Here is a 15,618-nt window from a genome sequence, read left to right on the forward strand (position 1 = left end):
GACGACTTGAAAGCCAAACTGGGCATGTCCCCTATTGCATGGTGGAACGACGATCTTGCGGAACTCAGCGATGATGTGTCGCTGGAGGAGTGCCTGCGCCAATCGCGTTCGGCTGGTTTCACCGGCATGGAAATGGGCCGCCGCTTTCCTAACGATCCGAAAATCATGCTGCCGATCCTCAGGCAGGCCGACGTGACGCTTTGCGGCGGTTGGTACTCGGGAACGCTGGTCGACGAAAACATGGCGAAAAACAAGGATCGTATCCAGCCGATGATCGATCTGTTCAAGGCGGTGAATGCGCCCTGCATCGTCTATGGTGAAGTCGGCCGCTCCATCCAGGGCGACCGCTCCAAACCGCTCGCCACCAAGCCCAGGCTTTCGGACGAGGAGATGAAAGCCTATGCGAAGCGGCTCACGCAGTTCGGCGAATGGTGTGCCGAGCAAGGCATGCCGCTCTCCTACCACCATCATATGGCGGCGGTCGTCGAGACCGAGCCCGAACTCGATGTATTCATGCGCTATTCGGGTGAAGGCATTCCCTTGCTGCTCGATGCCGGGCACCTGGCTTTTGCCGGCGGTGACGTGCTGCGCGCCATCGACAATCATCACCGGCGCATCAACCACGTGCATGTGAAGGACGTGCGCATGGAGGTGATCGAGAAACTCGACCGCCAGAAGCAATCCTTCCTCGATGCCGTGGCGCTCGGCGCCTTCACGGTGCCGGGAGATGGCTCGCTGGATTTTGGCGCCATCGTCCAGAGGCTAGCCGACCATGGCTATGAAGGCTGGTTCGTGGTCGAGGCCGAGCAGGATCCGAAGAAGAACCCGCCGCTCAAGATGGCGCAGGTCGGCTATAAGGAATTGATGCGGGTGATGACGGCGGCGGGCTACACGGTGGAGACACAGGGCTTTCCCAATGCTTGAGGCTCGCGAGGAAGGGCTGATCCGATGCCGTGGGTGATCCGATGAAAGACTCCGAGCACCCGTTTTTCCGGCCGCTGTGGCGGCGCGTTGCCGTTGTCGCGGTCTGCCTGGTCTGGTCGGTGATCGAATTCGCTACCGGCACACCGTTCTGGGGCGTGATTGCGCTCGGCTTCGCCGGCTATGCCGTCTGGCAATTCTTCTATCTCTACAAGCCAGCTGACGAGGACAAGCCATCGGCGGACGCCAAACCGAAGGAATGACCATGTCTAAGCTGCTCGTCAAAGCCAATAAGGGCCACGGCCGCGTCGCTCATGTGACGCCGCAGAGCGCCGGCTGGACCTATGTCGGCTTCGATCTGCACCGGCTGCGGCCCGGCGAGAGCGCTTCCGGGCAAACCGCGGATCGTGAGGTCTGCCTTGTGTTCGTCACCGGCAAGGGTAAGGCCAAGGCCGGCGGCAAGGAACTCGGCCTGCTCGGCGAGCGCATGTCGCCCTTCGAAGGCAAGCCGTGGTCGGTCTATGTGCCGCAGGGGTCGGAGTGGTCGGTGAGCGCCGATACCGATCTCGAACTTGCCGTCTGTTCGGCGCCAGGACTGGGCGGCGGTCTGCCGGTCCGTGTCATCGGACCTGACGATCTCGGCCAGGAGGTTCGCGGCAAAGGCACCAACACGCGCTACGTCACCAACATCCTGCCGGAGGGCGAGCCGGCCGATTCCCTGCTGGTGGTCGAGGTCATCACGCCCGGCGGCCACACATCGAGCTATCCGCCGCACAAGCACGACCAGGACAATCTGCCGGCTGAATCCTATCTGGAGGAAACCTATTACCACCGTCTCAACCCGCCACAGGGCTTTGCTTTCCAGCGCGTCTACACCGATGCCGACGAGAACGGTGCTCGTTCGCTCGACGAAGCGATGGCGATCGAGGACGGCGACGTCGTGCTGGTCCCCAGGGGTTATCACCCCTGCGCCGCCTGCCACGGCTATGATCTCTATTATCTCAACGTCATGGCCGGACCGAAGCGGACGTGGAAATTCCACAACGCGCCCGAGCACGAATGGCTGATGAAGGCCTGACCGTTTCCCCTTCGCTTCTCAACCGCTGGTCCAAGCCGAAAAAATCGTCGGCTAATGACCAGGCTGTGTCGTTTTGTTACCGAAAACGCTGCAAAGCTTCGTCAATTCGTCATGGAAATCGCCTATGGCAGCGGGGCTGACGAGGACTTTCGATGCGCTACGCTATCTATTTCACCCCCCGGCAGGATGAACCGCTGGCGCGGATCGCCGCCAACTGGCTCGGCCGCGACCCGTTCGGCGCCGCCACAAAGCCGGTCGAGGCGGTGGGCGAGTTGTCGGCGGCGGAAGTTGCCTTCCATACCGCCTCGGCGCGCCGCTATGGCTTTCATGCGACGCTGAAGGCGCCCTTCCGACTGGCTTCCACCGAGACGGAAGCCTCGCTTCGCGCAGCACTCGACGATTTTGCCGAGGCGACGTCGGTGGTGACGGTCCCGCGGCTGATCGTCACCCAGATCGACGGCTTCTTCGCGCTGGTGCCGGAAGCACCGCTGCCGGCGCTCAACCGCTTCGCCGATGATGTGGTGCACGACTTCGACCGCTTTCGCGCGCCGTTGACCGAAGCCGAGATCGAGCGGCGCAGCCCCGATTCGCTGAAGCCCGACGAGTTCCGCAATCTCTGCCAGTGGGGCTACCCCTATGTCTTCGAGACCTTTCGCTTCCATATGACGCTGTCCGGCCGGGTCTCGTCACAGGAAAGCCCTCGTCTTCGCCTAGCAATCGACAGCCTGTTTGCGGGCGTGCTGCAACGGCCGGTGGCGGTGGACGCGCTGACGCTGTTTGTGGAAACTGAACCCGGCGCACCATTCATGGTGCTGTCCCATCACGCGCTCGGGCGCCGCCCGGCCAGAAGAACTGCCTGACCAGAAGAACTGCCTAAATGACTATTTGCTTTAACCGCATTGTGCGACGCCGATTCATTTTCAGTTGGTTGCAAAATGCTCCGAGGACTGCCTGAAATGACCGCCGAGACCGTTCTTGACAATGCCCGCATCGTACTGGCCGACCAGATCATCGAAGGGTCGATCGTGCTGCGCGATGGCGTGATCGCCGACATCGCTCCCGGCGCTGGCCGCAGCGGCGAGGACATGGGCGGCGACTTCATCATCCCTGGCCTGGTCGAGCTCCACACCGACCATCTCGAAGGCCATTACGCGCCGCGGCCGAAAGTGCGCTGGAACCCGATCGCAGCTGTGCTGGCGCATGACGCGCAGGTGGCGACCGCCGGCATCACCACCGTGCTCGACGCCTTGCGTGTCGGCATGGACGAGGATGCCGACCTGACGGCCGCCGACATACGCAAGCTGGCCGACGCGATCGAAGACAGCGTGCAGCAGGACCGGCTCAGGGCCGACCATTTCCTCCATCTGCGCTGCGAGGTTTCGGCGCCGGACTGCCTCACAGCCTTCGCCAATTTCGACGGCGACGAGCGGGTCAGGCTGGCGTCACTGATGGACCATGCACCGGGACAGCGCCAATTCGTCAATTTGGAAACCTATGCCTATTACTACCAGCGCAAGCTGAAGCTGACCGATCGCGATTTCCAGAAATTCTGCGAAAAGCGGATGGCGGAATCAGCGAGGAACTCGAGCCCGAACCGCAGCTTCATCGCCGCTGCCTGCCAAGAGCGCGGCATCGTGCTGGCCAGCCATGACGACGCAACCGTCGGCCATGTCGACGAAGCGATCGAGCAAGGTGTGCGCGTCGCCGAGTTCCCGACCACTGAGGAGGCGGCACGGGCTTCAAAAGAGGCAGGGCTCGGCGTATTGATGGGCGCGCCGAACGTCATGCGCGGCGCGTCGCATTCGGGCAATGTCTCGGCCCGCACGCTGGCCGGCGACGGCCTGCTCGATATCCTGTCATCGGACTACATTCCGTTCAGCCTGATCCAGTCGGCCTTCTTCCTCGGCGACGTGGTCGAGGGCATCTCGTTGCCACAGGCGGTGGCGATGGTCTCGAAGAACCCGGCCGAGGCGGTCGGCCTCACCGATCGCGGCGTCATCGAGCCCGGCCGGCGCGCCGATCTGGTTCGCGTGCGCGTCGACGACCATGTCCCAGTCGTCCGCACGGTCTGGCGGCAGGGACGGCGGGTCGCATGATGGTGTCGGCATCGGTCGAGCGTGAATTGTCAGCCGCGGCGTTTCCGATCCGCGACGGCGTCTTCGTCGCCGTCGTCGGGCCGAGCGGTGCCGGCAAGGACACGGTGATCGGCTATGCGCGCGCCGTGTTTGCCGACGAGAGCCGGCTGGAGTTCGTGCGCCGGGTCATCACCCGGCAGAGCGACGCGGCTACCGAGGATCACGACACGCTCGCCGACGCGGCCTTCGTCGAGGCCGAAGCGGATGGCGCCTTCGCGATTTCCTGGGAGGCGCATGGCCTGCGCTATGGCATCCCGGCCGAAGTCGATTGGTCGGTCTCAAACGGCCGTGTCGCGATCGCCAACGTCTCGCGCGCGATCATCCCGGCGCTGCGGGAGCGCTACGCCAATCTGGCTGTCGTCGAGATCACGGCTACGCCGCAGATCCTGGCCGAGCGGCTGGCGTTGCGCGGTCGCGAATCGCGCGGCGAAGTGCTGGCACGGCTGGCGCGCAGCGCCAATGTGGCGCTGTCCGGACCGGGTGTCACCTCGATCGACAATAGCGGTCCTCGTGAAGCCGCCGGCGAGCGCTTCGCCGAGGTGCTGCGCAAGGCCATGGCCTTCTCCGACATGTCGGGCCTTATCTAAAGTAGCGCCCATCCGATGAATTCTGGATGGGCGCTACTTGTCTAACCCATATTTTTTTGGAAACCGGTATCCACTTTTCGGGATTATGGCCTCATGCGGCGTGCCGGTCCCGACCAGTGTGACGAGTATCGGTGGCAGTGGTTGTCGAAGGCTTCGCTGGCACATCCGCTGGTGTATCCAGAACTGCAACGTGATGGCGATACACCATTTCCCAGCCCTTCCAGCCGGTGAACAGCAGTATGCAGACCACTATGAACGACAACAGCACACCCCATGGCCGGACCGCGGCTTCGGCGCCTTGGGCATATCGAAGATAGAAATTGATCAGTGCCACAACAACCGCGGTCAGATTGCCCAGCATGTGGTACCAGGCGTCGGACAAGGCGCGAATGCGCGGCTCGTTGAGGAAGTCGATAAAACCGGCTGTCGCAGCGAGAAGGGCCATTACGATGGCTGCCCCGATCAGCCACATCGATGCCCGTGCCCAGAAGGCATCGGCAGTTCCCCAGAAAACCAGGTCGGAGACAAAGGCGCCGACAAGAAACGCGACAGGAAAAGGTATCAGCATCGGGTGGAGAGGGTGAGTTCCTACCTTTGCGGTACTTACTGGATTCGTGGGCATGGGACGCCTCCGCGTAGCAAAGCTTAAATAAACGCTCAGATACGGGTTTCGTTCCAAATAGAGACCGACCTGAACTGCTGTCGCGAAGCTCAGGCTGACCTTTTCACGCCACCTGCCGTGGCAGTCGGCGTATTTCATCCAGCTATTTTTGCGTCATTCCGCGGCAGCACCCGCCACGCCCTTGCGTGTGGCTTCCAGCATCCGCCGCCGCGCCCTGAACACGCCCCATTGCTGGTCGACCAGCACGCCGATGAGGATCACCCCGCCCATGACGGCGAAGTTGAGCGAGGACGGGATGCCGAGCAGGTTGACGAGGTTCTGCAACTCCTGCAGCAGCACCGTGCCGAGGAGGACGCCGATCAGCGAGCCTTCGCCGCCGCGCAGCGAGAAGCCGCCGAGCACCGCTGCCGCGATGGCGTAGAGCTCATAGAACTGACCGTGGCTCGCCGGCGAGATCGAGCGTGTGTACATGGCGAAATAGATAGCCGACAGCGCCGTCAGCACGCCGCAGATGACATAGGCGGCCATGACGATGCGGCCGGTACGGATGCCGGAATATTTCGCCGCTTCCTCGTTCTTGCCGATGGCATAGAGATAGCGCCCGAACACCGACCGGTGCAGCACCACCCACATGACGACGGCGATGACGATCAGCGCGATGAAACTGTTCGGCACGCCCCAGGACCGCCCCGCCGTCAGGAACTCGAGTTCCGGGAAGTTCTGTCCGAAGGCAAAGCCGGCGGTGCCGTCGGCGGTGTAGAAGCGCGCCACGCCGCGATAGATCAACAGGCCGCAGAGGGTGACGACAAACGGCTGCAACTTCAGCCGGGTGATCAGCCAGCCATGCATCAGGCCGATGATGGCGCCGAGCGCGATGATCAGCACGAAGGCCAGCGGCCACTCCATCTCCCGCACGGCGATGAAATCGATGAACAGCGTACCGAGTAGCGCAACCACCGAGCCGACTGACAATTCGATGCCGCCGGTGATGATGACGAAGGCCTGGCCGATCGACAGGATGCCGAACAGCCCGATCAGGTTCGAGGTGTTGGCGAGATTGATCGGCAGCAGGAAGCGCGGGTTGATGATCGCCACCACCGCGCCGACCACCAGGATCAGGATCAGCAGGCCGAGATCTTTCTTGCTCATCGTCTTCTCCCAATGCCTGCGAACTACTTCGGCTGCTTGCCGACCGCCAGCAGCAGCACGTTTTCCTGGCTGAACCGGTCCTTGTCGAGAATGCCGGAGATCTGGCCTTCATGCATGACGGCGATGCGGTCGGACACGCCGATCACCTCCTCCATGTCGCTTGAGATCATCAGCACGGCGACGCCGGCATCGGCCAGCGCCCGCATCAGTCCGTAGATCTCGGCCTTGGCGCCGATATCGATACCGCGCGTCGGCTCGTCGAGGATCATCACCTTCGGCTTCATCGCCAGCCATTTGGCCAGCACGACCTTTTGCTGGTTGCCGCCCGACAGCGTGCCGGTACGCGTCTGGACGGAGGGCGCCCTGATGCCGAGATCGGTCTTCTGCTTCTCGGCGGTGGCGGCCTCGGCGCTGGCCGAGACCAGCGAGCGCCGCGAATGCATTGGCAGATTGGGCAGCGAGATGTTCTGGGCAATCGACAGGTCGAGGAGGATGCCGGTCAGCTTGCGATCCTCGGGGACGAGGAAAATACCGTTGGCCACTGCATCCGCGGCCGAACCAAGAACCAGATCTTTTCCGTCAAGCTGGAACGAACCGCCAAAGCTCCTGTCGATGCCGAACAGGACGCGCGCCAGTTCCGTCCGGCCGGAGCCGACGAGGCCGGCCAGGCCAAGGATCTCGCCATGCCTGACATCGAGGTCGACGGGCCGATCAGGATAGGCGGCGGTGCGAATGGCCTTGACCGACAGCGCGACTGAGCCCGGCGGGCGCGCCGATTCTGCGGCCTTCTCGCGCTCCTTCAGCATGCGGCCGATCATCAGCTTGACCATCTGGTCGTGATTGATGGCGCTCTTCGGCAAGGTTCCGGCGAGCATTCCGTCCCTGAGGACGACGACGCGGTCGGCAACGCGCTCGACCTCGTGAAGGCGGTGCGAGATGAAAATGACACTGATGCCGTCTGCCTTCAGCGCCTTGATGACGCCGAGGAGCTTGTCTGTTTCGGCGATCGGCAGGCTGGACGTCGGTTCGTCGAGGATAACCAGTCTTGCCTCGATCGACAGCGCCTTGGCGATCTCGACCATTTGCTGCTGCGCCAGCGACAGCGCCGACACCGGCGTATCGGCCGAGAAATTGGCGCCCACGCGTTTGAGCAGCGGCGCCGCCTGCGCTCGCAGCCTGGCGCGGTCGACGAGCTTGAGCGGCCCGGCGCGCAGCGGTTCGCGGCCGAAGAAGATATTGGCGGCCACGTCGAGGTTTTCGAACAGGTTGAGTTCCTGGTGGACGAAAGCGATGCCCGAGCCGATGCTGGCCTCGACGGTCAGCCCGTCATGGGCGACGCCATCGACGGTGATGGTGCCGGTATCTGGCCTGGTGACGCCACCGAGGATCTTCATCAGCGTCGATTTGCCGGCGCCGTTTTCGCCGACCAGGCCGATGACTTCGCCGGGCCTTACGTCCATCGAGAATCCGTCTAGCGCGACGACGCCGGGATAGGTCTTGCGCACACCGTCGAGGCTCAGGAACGGAGCGTCCGTGGATGCAACGATGGATGGGTCGGAATAATTCATCACGCCTGACAGCAGCCGGTGAGCCGTTTGGCCTCAGACTGACGAGCCTCGCGAGGCACGTCAATAGAACGCCGGCTCAAGGCGAACCTTGAGCCGGCGCAACCTAATTCGCTCAGTTTCCAGACATCGCCTTGAGGCTGGCGGCGTAGGCGTCGACATCGTCCTTGCCGATGATCTTGGTCGGGATGATGATCAGTCCATCGGCCGGGACGCCCGACTTGTCGCCCTTGAGATAGGCGGCCATCAGCTTCATGCCCTGATAGGCCCACTCGAAGGGCTGCTGCACCACGGTGGCGGCAACGGTGCCTTCCTTGACGCCACCCAGCGTGATCGGATCGTCATCGAAGCCGACGACGGTGATCTGGCCAAGCTTGCCGGCATCGCGCAGCGCCTCATAGATGCGCGGCGTGTTGTAGGAATAGAAGCCGACCATGCAGGTGACGTCGGGGCTGGCGACCAGCGCGTCCTCGACATTCTTCTTGGCGCGGGCCTGATCGATGTCATCGCCGCGCACGTCGACCAGCTCGATCTTGGTACCGGCTAGCCCGTCCTTCATGCCCTGGATGCGCTCCTTGGCGTTGTCGGCGCCGAGCAGGCCGACGAAGCCGAGGCATTTGCCGCCGTCGGGCATCGCCTTCTTGGCGATCTCGGCCGCCTGCTTGCCGGCATCGACGTTGGACGAGCCGATATAGGCGACGCGCTTGGTCTGCGGGGCGTCACTGTCGGTGGTGAACAGCGCCGTTTCCGAAGCGATCTTGTTCAGGCCGTCGGTCGAGGTCTTGGGGTCGACCGCGGAGACCATGATGGCCTTGACGCCCGCCGTCACAAGATCGTCCATCAGCCGCTGCTGGATGGCGACCGACGACTGCTCAGGATATTTCAGTTCCAGATTGTAGTCGGGCAGTTCGCCCTGCGCTTTCTTGACGCCAGCTTCTGCCGCCTTCCAGAAGTCGGACGCGCCGTTGACGACGAAGGCCAATGTCGGCTTGTCGTCGGCCCGCGCAATTGCGCTGGCGGACAGGCCGAGCAGCAGGGCCGCAGCGGCGACGGACGCATTTCGTATCACAGATTTCATATTCAACCTCCCATTTGACTCAGTAATTTTCGCTGATGATGAACTTGCCGGCGCGGCTTGGACGCCCTCCTCCTCAAGGGTTTCCGGCAGCGAAGAACGACGCAATTCCAGCCGCGATCGTCGACTTTAGAGACTCATTCGTCGTTCGTAAATAGTCCGATTTGTCTGACATTTCCCCGAAGCGGCAGGCGAGCTCCGGCTGACGGGAACCGTCCGATACCAGGCTGGCTTGCGTTCCGAACATGCGCGGTCCGATGTCGTCCGGGCATGATGGATTGACGTTATAGGGATGCCAGATATTAGTAAAGAGTATTAGTTTGGTCGGGATTCTCGTCACAAAGGAGAGCGGCCTCCCCAGTCGCTACCGTTTCGGATCGGGGACTAAATCGCCTAAGAGGGTCGATTATATCTATTAGTAGCGCTTTGCCTTATAAATGCGAGATTCGAGGGACCAATGATATGAACGAACCACTGCGTGATCCCGTCCTTGAGGGTACCAGGCGGCGCAAGCTGCCCGGGAAAAACCCCAAGGGCCGCGTTACCATGACCGACATCGCCAGGGCCGCAGGCTGTTCGCAGGCGACGGTTTCGTTCGTGCTCAACAACACGCCGGGTATCAGGCTGTCGCAGCAAACCCGAGAGCGGGTGATCGAGACCGCGCGAACGCTGGGCTATTCGCCGCCGGTGTTTTCTGCCTTGCGAGCCCCGGTTGCCGCATTCGACGGGCTGGATGGCGTGATCGGCTTCGCCGTCGACCAGTTGGCGACCAGCCCGGAGGCGGTCGTCGCCATTGAAGGGGCGCGGCAAGCCTCGTGGAACGCCGGCAATGTGCTGCTGGTGGCGCAGACCATGGGCGACGAGGTGATGGAGCCCCGCGCCATCGCGGCGCTGACCAAGCGGGGCATTTCGGCGCTGATCTACATGACCATCTTCACCCGCGAGATCGTCGCGCCGGATTATCTCTACGGCCTCGACATTCCGGTCATCCTGCTCAACTGCTACACCGCCGACTATGCCTTCCCCGCCGTGGTGCCAAGCGAGATCGCCGGCGGGCAGAGCTCGACCCGGCACCTGATCAGCCATGGCCATCGCCGTATCGCCACCATCACCGGCGAGCCCTGGATGCAGGCGGCGCAGGACCGGTTGAAGGGTTACCGCCGGGCGCTGGCGACAGCCGACATCCCGTTCGACCCGGCGCTGGTCGTCGAAGGCGATTGGTCGGCGAGCGCCGGCTATGCCGCGACCGTCAAGCTCTTGGGGCTGAAGGACCGGCCGACCGCCATCTTCTGCCAGAACGATCGCACCGCGATCGGCTGCTACGAGGCGCTGAAGGAGGCCGGCCTGCACATCCCCCAGGATATTTCGGTGGTCGGTTATGACGACGAGGAGATCGCGCGGCATCTGTTCCCGCCGCTGACGACGTCGATCCTGCCGCATATGGCGATGGGGCAATGGGCGATCGAGCAGCTGGAAGTCCCCGCCCCACCCGGTCGCGGCCGCTATCCCATCACGAAGCTCGAATGTCCGCTGGTGGAGCGGGAGTCGGTTGGCGCTGTGGCGGGCTGACGCGAGGCGGCGGGATAGCTGGCGAGCCGCAATGGCACTGGCTTGACAGCGCGCCCGGCATAGGCCCGATTGAATCCATGAGATTGCAAAGCTGCTATAATTTTCAGGACTTTCGCCGGCTGGCAAAACAGCGCCTGCCAGGCCCGATCTTCAACTATATCGATGGCGGCGCGGACGACGAGACGACGCTGCGGCGCAACACGGCGGCGTTCGAGGACTGCGATCTCGTCCCCAACGTCCTTGCCGGCGTCGGACAGGTCGACATGTCGGTCACCGTCATGGGCCAGAAGCTGGCGATGCCGGTCTATTGTTCGCCGACGGCTCTCCAGCGGCTGTTTCACCATAGCGGCGAGCGCGCCGTCGCCGCGGCGGCGGAGAAGTTCGGCACGATGTTCGGCGTCTCGTCGCTTGGCACAGTCAGCCTGGAGGAAGTCCGCAAGCACAGGACGCCGCAGGTCTATCAGTTCTATTTCCATAAGGATCGCGGCCTGAACCGCGCCATGATGGAGCGCGCCAAGGCGTCCGGCGTCGAGGTGATGATGCTGACCGTCGACAGCGTCACCGGCGGAAACCGCGAGCGTGACCTGCGGACCGGCTTTTCAATCCCCTTTCGGCTTACGCTCGGCGGGATGATGCAGTTCGCGATCAAGCCGAGATGGGCTATCGACTATTTGACGCACGAAAAGTTCAGCCTGCCGCAGTTGGACGGCCATATCGATCTCGGTGGCGGAGCGCTTTCCATCAGCCGCTATTTCACCGAGATCCTCGATCCATCGCTGGATTGGAAGGACGTCGAAGACATGGTCCGCTTCTGGAACGGCCAGTTTTGCCTGAAGGGGATCATGAGCGTCGCCGATGCCAGAAAGGCCGTCGACATCGGCTGCACCGGCATCGTTCTGTCAAATCATGGCGGCAGGCAGCTGGACGGCTCGCGCAGTCCCTTCGACCAGCTGTCGGAGATCGTCGACGCGGTGGGCGACAAGATAGACGTGATCATCGACAGCGGCGTCCAGCGCGGCACGCATGTGCTGAAAGCCCTGTCGTTGGGTGCCAAGGCCGTCGGTGTCGGGCGCTACTATCTCTTCCCGCTGGCAGCCGCCGGACAGGCCGGCGTCGAACGGGCACTCGGCCTGATGCGAACCGAGATCGAACGCGACATGCGGCTGATGGGATGCAGGTCGGTGGCAGAGCTTTCCAGGGGGAATGTGCGGTTTAGGTGAGGCAGCCGGGAAGTGGCGCACGGCATAAGCTTTTCGAAGTGCGAACCTATACCGACCTGCCGCTGCTCCTGCCGTCCGTTTCGAAGACGGCCTCGCCGGAAACAGCATCCGTATATCCGCCCTCAAGCCGCTGCAACGCATGCCGGAACCGATCAAGATTGCCTAGCATTTTGGGCCTGGCATCGACCATGTGCTGGAAAGTGTCCCACTCTCCAATCGAGAAGAAGGCGCCGTCTCCCGATTTGATGAGAGCCATTTTTCGCAATCCCTCGAAATTGCGCGGAGCGCTGCTGAACAGTTCGACGAATTCGTCTTCACTACCCGGCTTGACCTGGAAGCGGACGCTGTTGAATGCCGTCATGTACGTTCCCCCGTGAAAGACCTGAAGAAGCTCGAATATGCGAAAGCCCTAAGGCACTCAAACCCTTCGAACACGTGTACAGGAAAATCGGAAGGTTGGCTTCAGTCACCTCCGGCCGAATGCCCCGTTTCTGGCGCTATTTTGCCAGGAAGAGGACGACGCTCGATCTCAATCGGTACGCCCTTGCGACCGGCAATGAAACGCGCTGTTAACGCCGTTCGCGGGTGACAGGATGTTGGCCGCAGTTCGAAGGTATAATCTGCGTCTCGCTGTCAGTTGCGGAGGCGAAAATGAACTTGCTTCGGATTGCGCTCTTGTGCACGGCCATGATCGACCTTGGAATGCCGGCCGTTCGCGCTGAGGATCGGCCTGTGCCGCCGAACAATAAAGCCGCAACAGCGCAGCCGCCCGTTCATTGTGAAGGCCAAAATTGTCTCCCGCCGGCGAACGATCCCGTGCAGGAATGCACCGGCCAGAATTGCACGCCAGCTCCGCCGACTGAACCGGGTCCGGAGATTAAGCAGGCCGACTGAGCAGCATCGGCTGACGATCCCCTTTTTGGCAGGGATGGCGCTCAGCCCTCGCGACCTTCCGGCTACCGGTCACGGTCATAGTCGGACGGCTATGAGCTCACCGCGCCCGAGAGGCCCCATGAGGCGGGCCGTGCATTGGATTGATGGCGCGCCCGAAGAGATTCGAACTCCTGACCCCCAGATTCGTAGTCTGGTGCTCTATCCAGCTGAGCTACGGGCGCGCAACAGGCCATGCTTTGCATAGCCCCGCAATCCGATCCTGGCGACCGGCCGCGAATGTGAGCTGTTCCCTAGCGACTGAATTTGCGAAAAGCAAGCCGATCCTGGCCAAAAGTTTTGCCGCCACGTTTTGCCGTCACGCGCCCGCCGGCGAAGGCGAGCTCACGCCACACGGCGGCCGAGCCGATGGCTCGTAGTCTCGGACCAACCATTTGCGAATTGAAACGGCCCGTAACGAAACGGTTCGTTACGCCGGGCGGCGCAGACCGTTGCGGGCCTGGTCGAGCCGGACCGGCTGGTCGGGAATGGTGACCGCGAATGTGGTGCGGCCGCCGATGCTTTCGACCAGCTCCACCGTGCCGCCATGGGCGCGGATCAATTCATGGGCGATCGCCAGGCCAAGGCCGGTGCCGCCGCTGCGGGCCGAGCCGCGAAATGCCGCGAACAGGTTTTCGCGCGCTTTTGGCGGCAGGCCGGGGCCGGTGTCGGTGACGACGATGCGGCTGACGCTGCCGATGCGCTCGGCCGATATGGTCAGGCGGCGCACCACGGCGCTCTCGGTGTCCGCCGCCATCGCCTGCACGGCGTTTCGGCTAAGATTGGTGAGCACGCGGAACAGCTGGTCGGAATCGGCGTCGACCTCGAGCACCGGATCGATGGCGTTGACGAATTCGATGCCGCATTCGATGTCGAGCAGGCCTTGGACGTCTTCGACCAGCTGGCGCAGCCGCAGCCTGCGGCGCGACGGCGGCGGCTCCTGGGTGCGGCCATAGGCAAGCACGCCCTCCGAATAGGACACGGCGCGGTCGAGCGCGCGCAGCAGTTTTGGCGCGAAGGCCTGCACAGTCGGGTCCTTGACCTGGCGCAGGCGGTCCGACATCAGCTGCGCCGAGGCAAGGATGTTGCGCATGTCGTGGTTGATCTTCGACACGGCCAGGCCGAGATCGGCCAGGTGCTTCTGCTCGGTCAGCATCTTTTGCAGCCGCTCCTGCATCTGCGACAGCTCGCGTTCGGCGACGCCGATCTCGTCGCCCCGCGCGGCGGGGTGAATGATGCGGCCGGGGTCGTCGGGCGCCTCGGAAAAGGACAGCATCGAACGTGTCATCGTCCTGATCGGGCCGATCATGATCAGGTCTATCGCGGCGTAGACCAGCATGGCGGTGAACAGCGAGATCAGCAGCGAGACGAAGGCGACGTTGCGCGAATAGATCAGCATGGCATTGCGCAGGCGGTGGTCGGGCATGATCAGCTCGAATTCCTTGTCGCTGTCGCCGACCGGCCCGAAGACGCGCAGCATCCGCTTGCCGCCGAAAAACAGCGTGTCCAGCGCGCCGGTCATGCCCTTGATCATGCCGACATTGGCGATATCGATATGATCGTCGACCTGCGGCGGCATTTCGGCCACGACCAGAAGCCGCGAGACGCCGCCGTCGCGCACCGCGATCGCCTTGGCGCCGATCGCCATCAGCACGTCGTTCTGGGCGGCACGCGACAGCGAGGCAGGTTCGCCCTGCACCAGGACGATTGAAACCGCGGCGGCCGTGCTCAGCCTTTCCTTCAGCCAGCTCAGCCTGTAGCTGGCGATCCAGGGCACGAAGATGAGGATTTCGGCCAAGAGCACGAAGACGATGGTGAGCAGCAGCAACTTGGTCGACAGGCCGCGCGCCAGCGGCACCCTGCGGGTGGCCGCCTTCGCCTGGGCGATGCTCTCGTCGGTTGCTGGGACTTCACTCATGCTCGTCGTCACGGCTGCCTGTCATCACGGCTGCTTGTCTTAAGGACTGCTCGTCTTCACGATCGCTTGATCGGGTGAGATTAGGCGATTGCGGCTTTTTTGCCAAATTCATCCTTTGGTCGAAGCCGGACAAAGGGCCGCAAGACTTCCCTGCCAGCCCGGCAACACCGGCCCGACGCGCTGGATTGACTTCCAAAACCCTTCTTTCTATAAGCCCGCTCACGCTCGGGCCATTCGTCCCGGCGCGGTTTCGATCGCGCCAAAACCGGCCCGGCAAAGCTCCTGTTACAAAGTGACAGAATCAAGAAGGGCCGCACCCCGCGGTATTTAAACAAATGAAGCGTACTTACCAGCCGTCCAAACTCGTCCGCAAACGCAGGCACGGTTTCCGCGCCCGCATGGCCACCAAAGGTGGCCGCGGCGTCGTCGCAGCCCGCCGCAACCGCGGCCGCAAGCGTCTCAGCGCCTGAGCACCAAGCGAGAGACAAGATCGTTGCCCGCAACCGGCAAGCCAACGGGTGCCCATCCCAAGCGGCTTCTGAAGCGCGCGGAATTCCTGGCCGTCCGCCGTGGTGAGAAGCGCCGCGGGCGGCTTTTCCTCGTCGAGGTTCTGGGCCGCGGCGACAGCGAAGCGCCGCGCGTCGGCTATACCGTCACCAGGAAGGTCGGCAACGCCGTCGTTCGCAACCGCATCCGGCGGCGGCTGAGAGAGGCCGTGCGCACGCATGCCGCGGATGACATGGCGCCAGGCAATGATTATGTCATCGTCGGGCGCGAAGACGTGCTTACCACTCCGTTCGGCCAGTTGAAGGCCGAACTCTCCCGCAGATTGCGTGGAACACGATAGGC

Annotated in this window: 16 protein-coding genes and 1 tRNA gene; 10 read left to right on the plus strand and 7 right to left on the minus strand. The window is 62.9% G+C overall.

Annotated features, from left to right (window positions below; all coding sequences use genetic code 11):
- The first annotated feature begins 6 nt into the window (after positions 1-6).
- The 6 genes from iolE (at position 7) to phnN (ending at position 4,721) form a co-directional block, all read left to right on the plus strand.
- Entirely contained in the window at positions 7-924 is a 918-nt protein-coding gene (gene iolE, locus NKH23_RS00935) for a myo-inosose-2 dehydratase (protein ID WP_352911755.1), read from the plus strand.
- A gap of 41 nt (positions 925-965) precedes the next feature.
- Positions 966-1,184, plus strand: coding sequence for a DUF3329 domain-containing protein (locus NKH23_RS00940; protein WP_254815905.1), 219 nt, complete (start codon positions 966-968; stop codon positions 1,182-1,184).
- A 2-nt stretch (positions 1,185-1,186) separates the two neighbouring features.
- Complete coding sequence (iolB, locus tag NKH23_RS00945; protein WP_352977095.1) at positions 1,187-1,999, plus strand: 5-deoxy-glucuronate isomerase; 813 nt, start codon at positions 1,187-1,189, stop codon at positions 1,997-1,999.
- 152 nt (positions 2,000-2,151) lie between these two features.
- The gene (locus NKH23_RS00950; RefSeq protein WP_352911759.1) at positions 2,152-2,859 is read left to right on the plus strand and encodes a DUF1045 domain-containing protein; all 708 of its coding nucleotides are present in this window, start codon (positions 2,152-2,154) and stop codon (positions 2,857-2,859) included.
- A gap of 96 nt (positions 2,860-2,955) precedes the next feature.
- A complete protein-coding gene (locus NKH23_RS00955) occupies positions 2,956-4,095 on the plus strand; it encodes an alpha-D-ribose 1-methylphosphonate 5-triphosphate diphosphatase (protein ID WP_352717155.1) in 1,140 nt (379 codons plus the stop codon).
- A complete protein-coding gene (phnN, locus tag NKH23_RS00960) occupies positions 4,092-4,721 on the plus strand; it encodes a phosphonate metabolism protein/1,5-bisphosphokinase (PRPP-forming) PhnN (RefSeq protein WP_352717153.1) in 630 nt (209 codons plus the stop codon). The genes NKH23_RS00955 and phnN overlap by 4 nt, the downstream gene beginning before the upstream one ends.
- 91 nt (positions 4,722-4,812) lie before the next feature.
- Here phnN and NKH23_RS00965 read toward each other — a convergent pair whose 3' ends face one another.
- From NKH23_RS00965 to NKH23_RS00980, 4 genes are all read right to left on the minus strand, one after another.
- Entirely contained in the window at positions 4,813-5,343 is a 531-nt protein-coding gene (locus NKH23_RS00965; protein WP_352717362.1) for a DUF2231 domain-containing protein, read from the minus strand.
- Between the two features lie 153 nt (positions 5,344-5,496).
- Positions 5,497-6,492 (minus strand): ABC transporter permease, encoded by a 996-nt coding sequence (locus NKH23_RS00970; RefSeq protein ID WP_352490501.1) that lies wholly within the window; start codon positions 6,490-6,492, stop codon positions 5,497-5,499.
- A gap of 23 nt (positions 6,493-6,515) precedes the next feature.
- On the minus strand, positions 6,516-8,060 hold the full coding sequence (locus NKH23_RS00975) for a sugar ABC transporter ATP-binding protein (RefSeq protein WP_352717152.1): 1,545 nt from the start codon (positions 8,058-8,060) through the stop codon (positions 6,516-6,518).
- A 112-nt stretch (positions 8,061-8,172) separates the two neighbouring features.
- Positions 8,173-9,135, minus strand: a complete 963-nt coding sequence (locus tag NKH23_RS00980; RefSeq protein ID WP_352911765.1) for a sugar-binding protein — start codon at positions 9,133-9,135, stop codon at positions 8,173-8,175.
- A 543-nt stretch (positions 9,136-9,678) separates the two neighbouring features.
- On the opposite strand from NKH23_RS00980, the gene NKH23_RS00985 reads away from it, so the two are divergent.
- Together NKH23_RS00985 and NKH23_RS00990 are read left to right on the plus strand one after the other, a co-directional pair.
- Positions 9,679-10,701, plus strand: coding sequence for a LacI family DNA-binding transcriptional regulator (locus NKH23_RS00985; protein ID WP_352912207.1), 1,023 nt, complete (start codon positions 9,679-9,681; stop codon positions 10,699-10,701).
- 77 nt (positions 10,702-10,778) lie between these two features.
- Positions 10,779-11,921 (plus strand): alpha-hydroxy acid oxidase, encoded by a 1,143-nt coding sequence (locus tag NKH23_RS00990; RefSeq protein WP_352717149.1) that lies wholly within the window; start codon positions 10,779-10,781, stop codon positions 11,919-11,921.
- 46 nt (positions 11,922-11,967) lie between these two features.
- Here NKH23_RS00990 and NKH23_RS00995 read toward each other — a convergent pair whose 3' ends face one another.
- The 3 genes from NKH23_RS00995 to NKH23_RS01005 all read right to left on the minus strand — a co-directional run bounded on the left by NKH23_RS00995 (position 11,968) and on the right by NKH23_RS01005 (position 14,769).
- A complete protein-coding gene (locus NKH23_RS00995) occupies positions 11,968-12,282 on the minus strand; it encodes an antibiotic biosynthesis monooxygenase family protein (protein WP_352717147.1) in 315 nt (104 codons plus the stop codon).
- 677 nt (positions 12,283-12,959) lie between these two features.
- Positions 12,960-13,036, minus strand: a tRNA-Arg gene (locus NKH23_RS01000).
- A 245-nt stretch (positions 13,037-13,281) separates the two neighbouring features.
- Positions 13,282-14,769 carry an ATP-binding protein gene (locus NKH23_RS01005; protein WP_352717145.1) on the minus strand — a complete coding sequence of 496 codons (1,488 nt, stop codon included), beginning with the start codon at positions 14,767-14,769 and terminating at the stop codon, positions 13,282-13,284.
- Between the two features lie 335 nt (positions 14,770-15,104).
- On the opposite strand from NKH23_RS01005, the gene rpmH reads away from it, so the two are divergent.
- Together rpmH and rnpA are read left to right on the plus strand one after the other, a co-directional pair.
- Entirely contained in the window at positions 15,105-15,239 is a 135-nt protein-coding gene (gene rpmH / locus NKH23_RS01010) for a 50S ribosomal protein L34 (protein WP_008833937.1), read from the plus strand.
- A 23-nt stretch (positions 15,240-15,262) separates the two neighbouring features.
- The gene (gene rnpA, locus NKH23_RS01015; RefSeq protein WP_352539960.1) at positions 15,263-15,616 is read left to right on the plus strand and encodes a ribonuclease P protein component; all 354 of its coding nucleotides are present in this window, start codon (positions 15,263-15,265) and stop codon (positions 15,614-15,616) included.
- Positions 15,617-15,618: the final 2 nt, after the last annotated feature.

This window comes from Mesorhizobium sp. M1328, assembly GCF_040318075.1.
In the GTDB taxonomy this organism is placed as follows: Bacteria; Pseudomonadota; Alphaproteobacteria; order Rhizobiales; family Rhizobiaceae; genus Mesorhizobium.

Bases quoted from the DNA above. Each gene is read 5' to 3' on its own strand.
- NKH23_RS00950 (WP_352911759.1), top strand. From the start codon at position 2,152: ATGCGCTACGCTATCTATTTCACCCCCCGGCAGGATGAACCGCTGGCG.
- NKH23_RS00970 (WP_352490501.1), bottom strand. From the start codon at position 6,492: ATGAGCAAGAAAGATCTCGGCCTGCTGATCCTGATCCTGGTGGTCGGC.
- NKH23_RS01005 (WP_352717145.1), bottom strand. From the start codon at position 14,769: ATGAGTGAAGTCCCAGCAACCGACGAGAGCATCGCCCAGGCGAAGGCG.
- NKH23_RS00995 (WP_352717147.1), bottom strand. From the start codon at position 12,282: ATGACGGCATTCAACAGCGTCCGCTTCCAGGTCAAGCCGGGTAGTGAA.
- NKH23_RS00940 (WP_254815905.1), top strand. From the start codon at position 966: ATGAAAGACTCCGAGCACCCGTTTTTCCGGCCGCTGTGGCGGCGCGTT.
- NKH23_RS00975 (WP_352717152.1), bottom strand. From the start codon at position 8,060: ATGAATTATTCCGACCCATCCATCGTTGCATCCACGGACGCTCCGTTC.
- NKH23_RS00980 (WP_352911765.1), bottom strand. From the start codon at position 9,135: ATGAAATCTGTGATACGAAATGCGTCCGTCGCCGCTGCGGCCCTGCTG.
- NKH23_RS00965 (WP_352717362.1), bottom strand. From the start codon at position 5,343: ATGCCCACGAATCCAGTAAGTACCGCAAAGGTAGGAACTCACCCTCTC.
- NKH23_RS00955 (WP_352717155.1), top strand. From the start codon at position 2,956: ATGACCGCCGAGACCGTTCTTGACAATGCCCGCATCGTACTGGCCGAC.
- NKH23_RS00985 (WP_352912207.1), top strand. From the start codon at position 9,679: ATGACCGACATCGCCAGGGCCGCAGGCTGTTCGCAGGCGACGGTTTCG.
- NKH23_RS00990 (WP_352717149.1), top strand. From the start codon at position 10,779: ATGAGATTGCAAAGCTGCTATAATTTTCAGGACTTTCGCCGGCTGGCA.
- iolB (WP_352977095.1), top strand. From the start codon at position 1,187: ATGTCTAAGCTGCTCGTCAAAGCCAATAAGGGCCACGGCCGCGTCGCT.
- phnN (WP_352717153.1), top strand. From the start codon at position 4,092: ATGATGGTGTCGGCATCGGTCGAGCGTGAATTGTCAGCCGCGGCGTTT.
- rpmH (WP_008833937.1), top strand. From the start codon at position 15,105: ATGAAGCGTACTTACCAGCCGTCCAAACTCGTCCGCAAACGCAGGCAC.